We start from the raw sequence: 14,015 nt of genomic DNA on the forward strand, positions 1-14,015 counted from the left end.
TTACTAAAGCTAAATCTAAAACCAAATCGCAATAATTGTATCGCTAACTAAAGAGCCGACGCACGAAATGCAACTTCTCAAAGTCACTCTGAGTATAAAGAAGCATTTATAATAGCAATTATGCTTAATAAGACTTTGAACGAAGAGACAACAAAACTTAGTAAAGCCGCGGAAAACTTGCGCTTATACAACACTGCTTCACACAAAACAAGCGCGTTTAAGCCTGCAAAACCTGGGCAAGTTGGCATGTATGTTTGCGGCGCTACAGTGCAAAGCTCGCCGCATATTGGTCATATTCGCGCGGCAATTGCTTTTGACGTAGTACGCCGATGGATGCTGCGCTTAGGATACAAAGTTACGTTCGTTAGAAACGTCACAGATATTGACGACAAAATCATGAAAAAAGCTAGCGAAGCCGGACAAACTTGGTGGGAGCGCGCATACATTTATGAGCGCGAATTTACTGAAGCTTACAACACTTTGGGAGTTTTGCCGCCAACTGTTGAGCCGCGCGCTACCGGCCATATTACGGATATGGTTGAGCTGATTGAGCGCTTAATTGAGCGCGGTCACGCATATGTTATTAATGACAGCGCCGGAAATCCTACTGGAAACGTCTATTTTGACGTGCCAAGCTGGGAGCATTACGGCGAGCTTACGCACCAAAATCAAAATCGTAATGAAATTGATGGTGACGAAGCTTCCGCAATTGCAGACGAAAAAGGCCCAAGTGTTGACTCAGCAGGAAACGATATTTACAACCCAACCGACCCTGCCGACGCATCCCCAGACAAGCACGATCCTAGAGATTTTGCGCTTTGGAAAGCACCTTGCGATTTCGACCAGCCGGATGCGCGCTGGAAAACACCTTTTGGCGAAGGACGCCCAGGTTGGCATATTGAATGCTCAGCTATGAGCCACCGCTATCTTGGCGACGATTTTGATATTCACGGCGGCGGATTAGATTTGCGATTCCCACATCACGAAAACGAGATGGCACAAACGCGTGCTGCAGGCTGGAAAAGCGCAAATGTGTGGATGCATTCCGCGTGGGTTACAGCCAAGGGTGAAAAAATGTCTAAATCTTTAGGAAATGGCCTCTCCGTACCAGTTGTTTTAGCGAATAATTCAGCTTGGGTTGTGCGTTACGCACTTGGAGCCGTGCAATACCGCGCAATGTTGGAATGGTCTGACCAGGCTTTAGTAGAAGCAAAATCTGCTTACGATCGCATTACAAACTTCCTTGAGCGAGCTGGCAGATTGCTTGAAAATACGCCGACGCGAGAAGAAGTGCAATCTGTAGATGCAGACTTGCTTCCGGAAGATTTTACGCGCGCAATGAACGACGATATTAACGTCTCTGGCGCAAACGCGGCAATCTTCACAGCAATCCGTCAAGGTAACGCAATTCTTGACGACTGCGCACAAGCACAAAACAGTAGCACGCAAAAACTGCTATATACAGCCGTTTTACAAGTGCGCGCTATGCTAGACGCGCTTGGATTGGATCCTTATGCAGATCCTTGGACTTCTAACGCAAATAAATCTTCTGCAACCGGAGCAAACGGAGAAAGCAGTAAGGAATGCGCAGCTTTGGACGCTTTAATCGCTTTGCAGCTTCAGGCTAGAGCAGATGCTAGAAAGGCAAAAGATTTTTCTACAGCAGACGCAATTAGAGATGCGCTGAATAACGCCGGAATCGTAATTGAAGACGGCGCTAAAGGATCTTCGTGGCATTTGCAGTAAGAAAGCAACCACACAGCTACACAACGTTAGTAACAGCGGGTAGAATAGGAAAATTATGGCAGCATTTAGTTCGTTAACAGACCGCCTTTCTAGTGCTTTCAAGCATTTGCGTAGTAAAGGCAAGCTTTCAGAATCGGATATTGACGGCACAATCCGCGAGATTCGCCGTGCGCTTCTTGACGCCGACGTTGCTCTCGAAGTTGTACGCTCCTTTACAGCGCAGATTCGCGAGCGCGCTCTTGGCGAAGAAGTGTCTAAAGCGCTTAACCCTGCTCAGCAAGTTGTGAAAATTGTTAACGACGAGTTGACTAAAGTGCTTGGCTCTGGAGTTGATAGGCCACTTAATTTTGCGAAATACCCGCCTACTGTGATTATGCTTGCAGGTTTGCAAGGCGCTGGTAAGACTACTCTTGCCGGAAAACTTGGCTACTGGCTTAAAGATTCCGGCCACACTCCTTTGCTTGTGGCTGCGGATTTGCAACGTCCTAACGCTGTTACGCAGCTGCAGGTTGTTGGCGAGCGCGCTGGAGTTCCTGTTTTTGCGCCGGAAAAGGGCGTGCAAAATGGCGGAAACGCAATTTCTTTGCCATGGTTTACTAAAGGCGACCCTGTTAAAGTTGCACGCGATTCTATTGATTATGCACGCGAAAAAATGTACGACACGGTGATTATTGATACCGCAGGTCGTTTGGGCGTGGATGAGGATTTGATGAAGCAGGCTCGCAATATTCGCGACGCTGTAAATCCTCAAGAAGTGCTGTTTGTTATTGACGCAATGATTGGTCAGGACGCTGTTCGCACGGCTCAGGCTTTTAACGACGGCGTAAACTTTACCGGCGTTGTGCTCTCTAAGCTCGATGGCGACGCTCGAGGCGGTGCTGCACTTTCGGTTGCAAGCGTTACCGGCAAGCCGATTTTATTCGCTTCTACAGGCGAAGGTTTGAAGGATTTTGAGATTTTCCATCCGGATCGAATGGCTTCACGCATACTCGATATGGGCGATATTTTAACGCTTATTGAGCACGCTCAGAAGCAGTTCGACGAGGAAGAATCACGTAAGGCTGCCGAAAAGATTGCTGAAGGAAGCTTTGGTTTAGACGACTTTTTGGAGCAGCTTCAGCAAGTTCGTAAGCTTGGTTCAATGAAGAAGCTTTTGGGAATGATGCCAGGAATGGCCGCTCACCGCCAGGAGCTTGAACAGTTTGACGATAAGGAAATTGACCGCACTGAAGCAATTATTCGCTCTATGACTCCTCAAGAGCGTAGAGATACGAAGATTATTGATGGATCTCGCCGCGCGCGAATTGCGGCTGGTGCTGGCGTAAGCGTTTCTAAGGTTAACGCGCTTTTGCAGCGCTTTGAGCAGGCTGCCAAGATGATGAAGCGTATGAGTGGCGGCGCTGGAATGCCTGGAATGGGCGGTATTCCTGGATTTGGCGGACCTGGAGGAAAGTCGAAGCGCAAAGATAAGAAGTCGAAGAAGAAGGGCGGAAAGTCCGGTAATCCAATGCGTCGCGAGGCCGAAGAGCGCGCGTTGCGCGAGAGGCTTTCGGGAGAATCTTCTGGAAGCGGCAGTAACGACGTTGCTGGCTCCGCTTTCGCAAAGCAGCAGCCAAATCCGCAGAATCTTCCTGAAGGCTTACAAGAGCTTATGAATTCTGAAAATTCGAATCAAGATAATCAACTTCCACCTAACTTCGGCGGAGGATTAGCCGGATTATTTGGAAAATAAGCGATTACTCGTAAAAATAAGCGACTATTCGGAAGATGAGTTTTGTATTAGCGATTCTGTGGGTTATATTTGCGGCGCTTCTTTGCTGGCAGCTGCTTCGGTGGCTGCCTGCTGGCGCGGATAAATATAACCCACTTCCGTATATTATTGCGCTTCTTCCGCTTTCGACTTATGTTGTAGTGGCGCTGCTTTTCTTCAGTATTTTCGCTACAGAATGGCAAGTGCTGTACGCATCTAAAAATCCGCAATCGTATAATTTCGCTCAAGCTTACACATATTTATGCATTGCTTACGCGGTACTATTTTTGATTTCACTTAAGTCGTATACGCCGTACTGGTTTGGAAGGTTTAGAAGATTTAGAAGCGCACGGAAACAAACTCCGGAAAATTACACGGCAAATGTGGTCAGATTAGGCCAAAACGACAACAAACGCCGGGAAAAGCAGCATCAAGAAATCCGCGTAATGACTCTTAACTGCAGATACGGAAAAGCGAATGCTGCTCAAATAATCGAAACCGCAAAAAAATATCACATAAATACGTTACTTTTGCAGGAATTAAGCGAATCTTTAGTAAAAAATCTTGAAAAACTAGGTATTTACGAAATTTTTCCAACTTCTTGCGTAGGTAGCAAAAGCGAGCACAATAACGGTGGATTCAACGCGATTTTTACACAATATTCCGCGATTTCTACTTGCAATAATGCTGTAAAAATTGAAGCTGCAAGCGTTCCTAGCGCTACAACTTACTTAGATTTTGGAGATGCAGAAAACGTTTGCGTTAAGTTTGCTTCCGCGCATCCAAAGTCGCCAATGCGAGGATGTTCTGCTTGGAGTGAGGGAATCCGCGCGCTGGCAAAAGTTGGTAATGCTGCAGAAACTACAGAAACTGCGGAAACTTGCGAATTATCTACCCTCACAATTCTTACAGGCGATCTTAATTCCTCAATCGACCACCCAAGTTTTCGTTCTCTTTTAAAATCCGGATTTTTAGACGCTTCTATTTGCCTTGGAAAACGCCTAAAAACTTGGCCTACCTGGCTTAAATGGCCAAATCTTACTCTTGATCACGTTCTATTTTGCGCAAAAAACTTGCACGCCAAAGCCGTGTGGCAAAAAAACGCCGTAATAGACGGCACTGATCACCTTGCATACATCGCATCAATCGCCCTATATTCGCTGGAATGAAAACGTCCAAGCGCGCAGGCATAATGGATAAGTTATTCGCGTGAATCGGCGCCCTCTTCCCGACCACGTGAGGAACATGTGGAAGCTCGCAAGGAGTGCCCCACACCCGAACGAAATTCCACGACTCTAGTTATAAGGAGAGCCATTTTGGCAACCAAGATTCGTCTTAAGCGACTCGGCAAGAAGTTCTATGCCTTCTACCGCGTAGTCATTTCTGATTCGCGCAACAAGCGCAACGGCAAGTCCATTGAAGAGATCGGCGTTTACGATCCAAACAAGCAGCCATCTATGATTCAGATCGATTCTGAGCGCGCACAGTACTGGCTTGGCGTTGGCGCACAGCCAACCGAACCAGTGTTGAAGCTCTTAAAGATCACCGGTGACTGGCAGAAGTTCAAGGGTCTTGACGGCGCTGAAGGTACTTTGAAGACTTCCGAAGCTGGCCCAGATGCACAGGCTCGCGTTGAGGCTGTTGAAGCTGAAGCTCAGAAGTTGAAGGCCGCTAAGTCTGAAGCCGCTGCAAAGGCAAAGGCTGCAGCAGAAGCTGCTGCAAACGAAGCTGAAGAAGCTCCGGCTGAAGCACCAGCAGAGGCCGCTGAAGCTGCCGAAGCCGAGGAAAAGGCTGAGTAATCATGCTGGCTCAAGCTGTGGAACATCTCATTAAAAACATCGTGGATTTTCCAGATGATGTGTCGGTGCGTTCTCACGAAAACGCTCGCGGCGAACTGCTGCGCGTGCGCGTGAATCCTGAAGACATTGGCCGTGTAATCGGCCGAAACGGTCGTACTGCTAATGCTATTCGCATTGTTGTGCAAGCCTTAAGCAATCACAATGTGCGCGTAGACATTATGGACGTACGTAAGTGAGATGAACGTGGCCTTAGACCAACAATCTTTTGACAACCCTCAGCAAAGTCGTAATGACCTGCTGAGGGTTTGTCGTATCGGCAAAGCCCAAGGTTTAAAAGGCGAAGTAACTGTACAAGTCTTTACCGACGAACCTTACGAACGTTTCGAGCCTGGAAACATGTTATGCACTGCCGACGGCGAGCACGAGTTTGTTATTGAGCGCGCACGAACTTTTAAAAACCGCTGGATTCTGCTGTTTGAAGAATCACAAAATCGCAACGACGCTGAAGCTCTTAATGGCTTGGAATTGTATGCGCCTGCAGAAGATTCGCAAGAACTTGCTGCCGAAAATGCTTGGTATATTAAGGATTTGGTCGGTTTACAAGCGCGGCTTTGCGAGGAAAATCAGCTGGGGATGCAGGCTTGCACTATTGGAAAAGTTGTGGATGTGCTCGACGGTGCGCAATCTTTGCTAAAAATCCGCTTAAATAATCCGGTTGACAACGATAATAAGACTGCGCTTGTGCCATTTGTTGAGGCGCTTGTGCCGGAGGTTGACGTTGATGAAGGGTATTTGACTATTGACCCTCCAGGCGGCTTAATTCCAGGGCTTTCGTAGTTTTCGTAGTAGAGTGCATTATGATGGACATCGATATTGTTTCCGTATTTCCCGAGTATTTTCAAATGCTCGATTTAAGTCTGCTTGGCAAGGCGCAAAATAACGGCCTTCTGCAGATTCGCGCACACAATTTGCGAAAGTGGACTCACGATGTGCATCAGTCAGTTGACGATACTCCTGTTGGCGGCGGCGCCGGGATGGTTATGAAGCCGGAAGTTTGGGCTGAATGCTTAGACGAGCTGCTAAATTTGCAAAATGTGCAAAGTGCGCAAGCGCAAGATACACAAGCACAAGATACACAAGATTTACCAATTCTTATTTTCCCAAACCCTTCTGCCCCACTATTTACGCAAAAAGATGCAACGGAATTAAGTCACGCTAATCATTTGCTATTTGGATGCGGCCGCTACGAAGGCTACGACGCTAGAATTCCGGAATATTACCGCGCAAAAGGCATCGACGTGCGCGAATATTCGATTGGTGACTACGTGCTTAACGGCGGCGAAGTGGCAGTAAGCGTTATGCTTGAGGCGATTACGCGCTTAATCCCTGGATTTATGGGAAATCCTGAGTCGATTGTTGAAGAGTCTTATACTGGTTCGGACGCGCTGTTGGAGCATCATCAGTACACGCGGCCGACTACTTGGCGCGGTATAAGCGTTCCGGAAGTATTGACTTCCGGCAATCATGCGAAGGTAGACAGATTCCGCCGAGACGAAGCGATTTCGCGTACTAGCGAGATCCGTCCGGATTTAATTGAGCGACTTGACTGCCGCGCGCTAGATAAAGCGGATCGAAAAACGCTGATGGCTCTCGGATGGGAAGTTTCCGGAGAGCACCCTCGCAAAACCTTATGAAAAATAAGATTAGTCGCGAGAAGGCTGAATAAACAAAACAGCAGTTTCGCCGTAATTGCGCGTGTCAAACAGCTCCCAACCCTCAGGAACCGTGGGAGCGACGCTACGCGCACTGCGCTCAAGCACAATAAGCGTGTCTGCCGCAACACTAGCAACGCCGCTAGAAATCATCGAAGCCAATAAACTTTCACAATCCGAAGTTTCGTAAGCATAAGGCGGATCAATAAAAATCAGCTCGAACGCTTCCCCACTATAATCTGCAACGAACTGCTCCGCGCGCTTTCGAATCACCCTCATAGAAAGCGCAGAATCCCAAGATTTTGAACTCTGCAAGGTCTTCGCCGTACGAAGTATAAGAGATGCAGCCTGAGCGTTCGCTTCAACCGAAATCAGCTCGCGCGCGCCTCTAGATAGTGCCTCAACTCCTAACGCACCTGTGCCGGCGAATAAATCAAGAACGCGAGCATTGTGCATAACATCCCACGAATCAAGCCTGGAAAATATGGCTTCTTTCGTGCGATCTGTGGTCGGCCGTGTGCAAGATTGCGCCGAAGTAAGTGGCAAAGATTTGAAACGTCCCGCAATAATATGCATACTTCTAGCTTAGCTGTAACCTCAAACGCAAACAAATGCCGCGCATTTTCCTGCAAATGTTCCTGTAGCTTTGCAGTATTGCTCTGCTTACGTTGAGTATTTATTGCTTAAAGAACACTAGCATCATTGCTACTGCACGCATCACACCAGGCACACATACCACACACCAACCCACAGTTTGTTTTGCGACTTTAGTGTACGAATACCAGTGTGGTAGAGATTTAAGATTTTTCGCACTGAGAAAATATTAAAGCAACTAGTTGCACCCACCCGCAGCTTAATTTTTCGACTTTAGTTGCACTTAGTAAACCACGCACTTTTCGTAACTTTCTGCACGAGTCTATGAGTTTTGTGTTGACGGTTAGCGTGTTGAGAGGCTGGAAAAATTGTGTTCAGTGCTAAAAGAGGACTGAGGAAGCAACATTGTTAAACGATAGGCGAACACAATAGAATGCTTTAACAGTTAAAGCGACGAAGGACGGGACGCACGCAAACACAAATTTTCTAGCCTCGTCAAAACCAGAGAACAAAATCAGTTACAAAACTCATAGACGATACTAAAGAATATCGAAAATAAAACTCGCGCCACAGTCTAATCGCTCAGAAAGTCGTCACGCAACAACAAACGCCGGAGAAAATTCCCCGGCGTTTGCAGTCAAAAACAACACTACTTAACTTACTTATTTACTTCTTCAGGATTCGGGATTAAGAAGGAGCAAGCAAACGCAAGTGCAAGCAACACAATGCCCGCAACCATAGAAGCCATGTATCCGCCTGTTGCACCATTAGTTCCTGCAACATTCGTCATCACAGCGTAAAGAATTGCAAAACTCAAGCCTGCACCCAAGTTAAACGCACCAGCATTCATGCCTGGCAAGTAGCCTGGATTATCTTTTGGAGAAAGCACAATACCAAGTCCGTTAAGCATAATGTTGGCAATACCAGCGTAGCTTACGCCCATAGCGAGCGAAAGCACCACAAGAGCCCACACAGAAGGAACTCCAGCAACATAAATGCCAAAAAGCACACCAACCATGCTCAACAAAATTCCCACGCGAAGCACCAAACGGTATCCAAACTTTGCGGCCAAAATACCGGCAATAGGTCCAAACAGGAATCCAATAATTGCGTAAGGTGTAAGAGTTGCAAAGCTCACAACATCAGCACCCAAATGCGCACCAGCCTTCGCATCCTGCGCAAGCTGCGGCACAACGCCGTTCATCAAAGCGAATACGCCAGTCATCGTCAAAAGCGTGGAAAGAAGCAAGCCCCACGTACGACGCTGCTTCATGTAATGCGTAGAAACAAGCGGAGCTGCGCTATTGCCCTCAATCTTCCAGAACACAACGAAGAACACAACAGCCACAACCACAAGTCCTGCAATCATAGTCAAGTTTGCGGAAGCAAGCTTATCAATCTCATTAATTGCAAGATATGCTGCCAAGAACGCAATACCAAGAGTTATAACGCCCAGCCAGTCCATTCGCGGCGTTTCTTCAGCGTGAGATTCATCCGCTGCAAGCACAACCATAACAACTGCAACAACAGCAATACCTGCCATGGTCCAGAATACGGAACGGAATCCATAATTGCCAGCAAGCCATCCGCCAAGAAGGGCGTCAACGCCTGCAATACCGCCGTTTACGGAAGTTAAGATTGCCATCAATCTTGCGTAACGTTTTTCTTCAGCAACGCGAACGCGCAGCATAATCAAGCACATTGGAACCACAGGGCCAGACGCACCTTGCAAAATACGGCCAATCATCAAAATGTTAACGTCTGGAGCAAGAGCTGAAACAACGCAGCCTAAAATCGTAGAAATTAAAATGCCAATAAGCACCTTTTTACGACCAACTAAATCAGCTAATCGCGGCAAAAACAGAGAGAACAAAGCTGCTGCAGTGAAGAATACAGTTTGAGTTAAGCCGATTTGCGTATCGGTTGTGTGAAGCTCTTTTGTCATCGTTGCCAATGCTGGAGACAGCATTGAAGCGTTGAGTTGGAATGCAAAAATTGCCACAAGAAGCGCAGTCATTAGCGCTATGATTGAGCGGCCGCCTTTATCTAACATGGAAGGCGCTGGAGATGAAACCTCAGTCATAATAACCTCGTATCAAAATTTGATAATACTTGGAAAATATCCGCAATAATTCTAGTACAATTAGCCAATACGCTTAAGCGCGTCTACAATCAAATCCCAGAATTTATTGAAATCAAGTTTCGTAGCAACCTGAGTATGGCACTCGTCAGCCGAAGGCTCAGGTCCGCGCAAATCCGCAACTGTCATACCAAGCGTCAAATCACCCTTAATTTCAACGTCAAGCGGGCAGCGACGAGTTTGAACAACACTGTGGTCAATCAAATACGCAATAGTGCAAGGATCGTGCACAGGCGGATCAATAAAGTCCTGATTATTCTGGTATGCCTTGCGGAAGAAGTCCATCAAACCGCTGGCAAACGCGGCAAGAGGCGTGCCGACTGCGTCAATCTTTGCTTGAGCTTCCGGCGTGCAAAGAGCCTGATGAGTTAAATCAAGGCCAACCATTGTAATAGGCCATGCCTCATTAAACACAACGTGTGCAGCTTCCGGATCAGTCTTAATATTAAACTCCGCAACCGCGCTCCAATTTCCAACGTGGTAGCCGCCGCCCATAAGCACGACTTCCTTAACGCGGCTAACAATTCTAGGCTCCATGCGCACAGCCATAGCAATATTCGTAAGCGGGCCGGTTGGAACGAGAGTAATTGTGCCTGGCTCGTGGCTCATAATCGTGTCAACGATCCAATTTACAGCGTGACCTTCGTCCAATGGGCGCGTCGGTTCCGGAAGAGTTACGCCGTCCAAGCCAGTTTCGCCGTGGACTGCAGCCGCAACTTCCAGCGGACGAATCATAGGACGATCGCAGCCTGCGTGCACAGGAATATTCGTAGCATGTGCCATTTCCAGCGTTGCGCGCGCATTATACGTGACTTTTTCGAGACTTTGGTTTCCGCCAACAGTTGTTACGCCAATCAAATCGATATTCGGATTGCCAAGTGCTAACAAAATAGCCATGGCATCATCATGACCAGGATCGCAATCCAGGATTATGGAAGTCATTATTACTCCTTTGTAAGCTGATTCATTTTTAAGTGCAATGCTATAAGTCACATACATTTTTAAGTGCGACACTAAAATCGCATAACATTTGTTTATACAAGTAAACAAATGACCATAAACAAGTATAGCAGGCCGACGCTTTATTGCAATAAGATTTCTGAACAGTACAAAAGCGGCATGAAAAAAGGGCCTCTAGCGATTTGCTAGAAGCCCCGTTCGCGGATGAGGCGAGATTCGAACTCGCGGTAGGTTTCCCTACAACGGTTTTCAAGACCGTCTCCTTAGACCGCTCGGACACCCATCCAATCTGTGCGCAAACGCAACTAATACGCTCTTAACGCACAGGGGTTAAGCATATCATTACGCGTGGAACGCGACTCTCACGCTTCCCACTTCGTAGGTTCAATAACTTCCTTACCGCCCATATAAGCCTGCATTGCCTTTGGAATATCAATCGAACCATCTTCATGCTGATGATTTTCCAAAATAGCCACAAGCCAGCGCGTAGTAGCCAAAGTGCCGTTCAAAGTGCTTACTGGACGAGTTCCGCCATCTTCCATGCGTTCGCGCACATTCAAGCGACGAGCCTGATACTCGGTGCAGTTAGAAGTAGAGGTAAGCTCACGGTAGCGACCCTGCGTTGGAACCCAAGCTTCGCAATCAAACTTGCGAGCCGCAGAAGAACCAAGATCGCCTGCAGCAGTATCGATAATGCGGTAAGGCACTTCCACCTTAGCGAGCATTTCCTGCTCCATACCAAGCAACTTTTGATGCTCGGCGCGAGAATCTTCCTGCTTGCAGTAGACGAACATTTCAACCTTGTCGAACTGATGCACGCGAATAATTCCGGAAGTATCCTTTCCAGCAGCGCCAGCTTCACGACGGTAGCAGCTCGACCATCCGCAATAACGCAAAGCACCATTGCTTAAGTCAAGAATCTCATCCTCATGCATACCAGCCAAAGCAACTTCGGAAGTACCAACCAAATACTGATCATCTGGCTCGCGCAAACGGTAAATCTCATCCGCGTGAGAATTCAAGAAGCCAGTTCCGCGCATAACTTCTGGGCGCACCAAAGTTGGCGTAATTGCAAGCGTAAAGCCGTGCTCCTCTGCTTGATCTACAGCCATAGTAAGCATTGCGATTTGCAAACGAGCCACAGCACCGCGCAAGAAGTAGAAGCGAGAACCTGCGACCTTTACGCCACGACGCATATCAATGCCAGCAACGCCTGTACCAAGAGTTAAATGATCCTTTGGCTCAAAGCCTTCAGCTGCAAAATCGCGAGGCGTTCCAACCTTATTAACGACCACGTAGTCGTCTTCGCCACCTTCTGGAGCCTCATCTTCAACGATGTTGGAAAGCTTCCACATTGCGGTTGTGTAGTCGGCAGTAGCTTTTTCGGATTCAGCCTTGTATTCAGCCACCTTTTGAGCCAATTCCTTAGTTTCGGCAATAAGCGCGGCTTTTTCTTCCGCAGGAGCAGACGCAACCTTCTTACCAATCGCCTTCTGCTCAGCGCGAGCAGCTTCAAAAGCCTTAAGAGCATCACGGCGCAAATCGTCATTGCGCAACACTTCATCGACTAGTTCAACAGACTCGCCACGCTTGCGCTGCGATTCCTTAACTACGTCGGCATGTTCACGAATAAATTGAATATCAAGCATGCAACCTAGCCTAGTGCCGCAAGGCGACAGATAAATATATAGATAAGTATGCACATAAATATACACATAAATATGCAAACAAATATGCAGATAAATATATGGGGTATACTTATACAAACGGACTAAAGATAGGAGAAAAAATGGCAGTTATTCACGCAAGCCAGGAAGATTTCATGTCTATTGTTGAGTCTAACGAAATTGTTTTCGTTGACTTTTGGGCAACATGGTGCGGTCCGTGCCGTTCGTTTGGTCCAATTTTTGAATCCGTAAGCAATAATCATCCAGATATTGCTTTTGTTAAAATCGACATTGACGAAAATCAGCAAATAGCCGAAGAAGCAGAAATTCATTCTATTCCAACTATTCAGGTCATAAAAAATGGCGGATTGGTTTGGAATCACCAAGGTGCTATAACTGCTAACGATTTAGAGTTGGTAGTTTCAAAAGCAAAAGAACTTGTGACGGACGACGATTCCGAAGACTAAAATTCATAAACGTTGAAATAACGCCCTTCTCTTTACGTGCTACTAGAATATTAATAACTTTGGTTATTTGCCAACTTGGTTATTCGCATTCAGGCACTCGATTGTGTTATTTGCTTTGATTGCGTTTACTCAACAAAGGGAGATTTATGGCCACCAGTCACCGAAATCATACTGTTACGCTTAGTTCGCTCAGTTTACGTCAGTGGGCTAAGTTTGGTGCGATTATTGTGAGCTCCGTAGCTTTGGTGACACTAGGCTTTACTTCCCGCGGCTTTTACACTTCATCTAAAGAGCATGCAGCACCTGTAACTTCGTATTCTGCAACTGATTCCACGCAAGTTTCTCGTGGCGCTGCTCGAGATGTTTTCACTAAAGGCGCAACTTCATATATAAACGTTGTTATCAACGGACATCATCGCACGATTTTAGGCACTAATTTTACCGACGTAAAATCAGTTTTGGACGCTGGCGATATTACTCTTGAACCGCACGATGTTGTAACGCCTTCACTTAACACAAAAGTTGACGAATCAACCGTTATTACAATTAATCGCGCCGGAGCAAAGCTCGAAACTTCCGACGATCCGATTGCTTTTAACGTTGTGAAAAAAGAAACAGCAGCTCTTCCAAAAGGTACTGAAAAAGTGCAAAGCCAGGGCGCTGACGGCGTTATGGAAACAGCAAAAATAGTTACGCGCGCAAAAGGTAAAGTTGTTTCTTCCAACATTTTCTCCTCCTACGTAAAGAAAGCTCCAAAAGACAAGGTTATTCTTATTGGAACTGGCGGCGCTTCGGCAAATCTTGGATTAGCTGCTTCTATTGGAACTACAGTTCCAGCTGGCGAAATGCAGCAATGGGCTCACGACTGGCTTATTTCCAACGGTTATAGCGAAGCAGACTTTACAGCTACAGTGTTCATTATTTCTCATGAATCAGGCTGGAGAGTAAATGCTATGAATCCTTCTGGCGCTTACGGTTTGCCTCAAGCTTTGCCGGGTGGAAAGATGGCTTCTGCGGGCGCTGACTGGGCCACGAATTATCAGACTCAGCTCCGCTGGTTCTGGAATTACTGCAACGGCCGCTACGGTTCTATTCAGGGAGCTTATCAGCACTGGCTTTCCTACCGCAGCTACTGATTTAGGCAATTTTAATTTTTAAATATAATTTGTGCCAAAACGCG

The 14,015-nt window shown here is 46.9% G+C and carries 13 protein-coding genes and 1 tRNA gene; 9 read left to right on the top strand and 5 right to left on the bottom strand.

Annotation, left to right across the window (positions count from 1 at the left end; all coding sequences use genetic code 11):
- Positions 1-120: 120 nt before the first annotated feature.
- The 7 genes from cysS to trmD all read left to right on the top strand — a co-directional run bounded on the left by cysS (position 121) and on the right by trmD (position 6,989).
- The gene (cysS, locus tag ACLD6A_RS02865; RefSeq protein ID WP_410313528.1) at positions 121-1,746 is read left to right on the top strand and encodes a cysteine--tRNA ligase; all 1,626 of its coding nucleotides are present in this window, start codon (positions 121-123) and stop codon (positions 1,744-1,746) included.
- A 55-nt stretch (positions 1,747-1,801) separates the two neighbouring features.
- Positions 1,802-3,478, top strand: a complete 1,677-nt coding sequence (gene ffh / locus ACLD6A_RS02870; protein ID WP_410296214.1) for a signal recognition particle protein — start codon at positions 1,802-1,804, stop codon at positions 3,476-3,478.
- A gap of 35 nt (positions 3,479-3,513) precedes the next feature.
- A complete protein-coding gene (locus ACLD6A_RS02875) occupies positions 3,514-4,665 on the top strand; it encodes an endonuclease/exonuclease/phosphatase family protein (RefSeq protein ID WP_410313529.1) in 1,152 nt (383 codons plus the stop codon).
- Between the two features lie 147 nt (positions 4,666-4,812).
- The gene (gene rpsP, locus ACLD6A_RS02880) at positions 4,813-5,295 is read left to right on the top strand and encodes a 30S ribosomal protein S16 (protein ID WP_102694582.1); all 483 of its coding nucleotides are present in this window, start codon (positions 4,813-4,815) and stop codon (positions 5,293-5,295) included.
- Between the two features lie 2 nt (positions 5,296-5,297).
- A complete protein-coding gene (locus tag ACLD6A_RS02885) occupies positions 5,298-5,531 on the top strand; it encodes an RNA-binding protein (protein ID WP_004105376.1) in 234 nt (77 codons plus the stop codon).
- Between the two features lies 1 nt (position 5,532).
- Positions 5,533-6,132 (top strand): ribosome maturation factor RimM, encoded by a 600-nt coding sequence (gene rimM / locus ACLD6A_RS02890; protein ID WP_410313530.1) that lies wholly within the window; start codon positions 5,533-5,535, stop codon positions 6,130-6,132.
- 23 nt (positions 6,133-6,155) lie between these two features.
- Positions 6,156-6,989, top strand: coding sequence for a tRNA (guanosine(37)-N1)-methyltransferase TrmD (trmD, locus tag ACLD6A_RS02895; protein WP_410313616.1), 834 nt, complete (start codon positions 6,156-6,158; stop codon positions 6,987-6,989).
- A 9-nt stretch (positions 6,990-6,998) separates the two neighbouring features.
- Here trmD and rsmD read toward each other — a convergent pair whose 3' ends face one another.
- The 5 genes from rsmD to serS all read right to left on the bottom strand — a co-directional run bounded on the left by rsmD (position 6,999) and on the right by serS (position 12,350).
- Positions 6,999-7,583 (bottom strand): 16S rRNA (guanine(966)-N(2))-methyltransferase RsmD, encoded by a 585-nt coding sequence (gene rsmD / locus ACLD6A_RS02900; protein WP_410313531.1) that lies wholly within the window; start codon positions 7,581-7,583, stop codon positions 6,999-7,001.
- Positions 7,584-8,259: 676 nt separating this feature from the next.
- A complete protein-coding gene (locus ACLD6A_RS02905; RefSeq protein WP_410313532.1) occupies positions 8,260-9,684 on the bottom strand; it encodes an MFS transporter in 1,425 nt (474 codons plus the stop codon).
- A gap of 60 nt (positions 9,685-9,744) precedes the next feature.
- Positions 9,745-10,683, bottom strand: coding sequence for a nucleoside hydrolase (locus tag ACLD6A_RS02910; protein ID WP_004135482.1), 939 nt, complete (start codon positions 10,681-10,683; stop codon positions 9,745-9,747).
- Positions 10,684-10,902: 219 nt separating this feature from the next.
- Positions 10,903-10,987 (bottom strand) — tRNA-Ser (locus ACLD6A_RS02915).
- Between the two features lie 76 nt (positions 10,988-11,063).
- On the bottom strand, positions 11,064-12,350 hold the full coding sequence (gene serS / locus ACLD6A_RS02920; protein ID WP_410296221.1) for a serine--tRNA ligase: 1,287 nt from the start codon (positions 12,348-12,350) through the stop codon (positions 11,064-11,066).
- Between the two features lie 140 nt (positions 12,351-12,490).
- On the opposite strand from serS, the gene trxA reads away from it, so the two are divergent.
- Both trxA and ACLD6A_RS02930 read left to right on the top strand, forming a co-directional pair.
- A complete protein-coding gene (gene trxA, locus ACLD6A_RS02925; RefSeq protein WP_102694575.1) occupies positions 12,491-12,835 on the top strand; it encodes a thioredoxin in 345 nt (114 codons plus the stop codon).
- A gap of 146 nt (positions 12,836-12,981) precedes the next feature.
- Positions 12,982-13,971: a G5 domain-containing protein gene (locus ACLD6A_RS02930; protein ID WP_410313533.1), complete on the top strand. Its 990-nt coding sequence runs from the start codon at positions 12,982-12,984 to the stop codon at positions 13,969-13,971.
- Positions 13,972-14,015: the final 44 nt, after the last annotated feature.

It is taken from the genome of Gardnerella sp. Marseille-Q9691 (assembly GCF_046507715.1).
Taxonomy (GTDB): Bacteria; Actinomycetota; Actinomycetes; order Actinomycetales; family Bifidobacteriaceae; genus Bifidobacterium; species Bifidobacterium greenwoodii.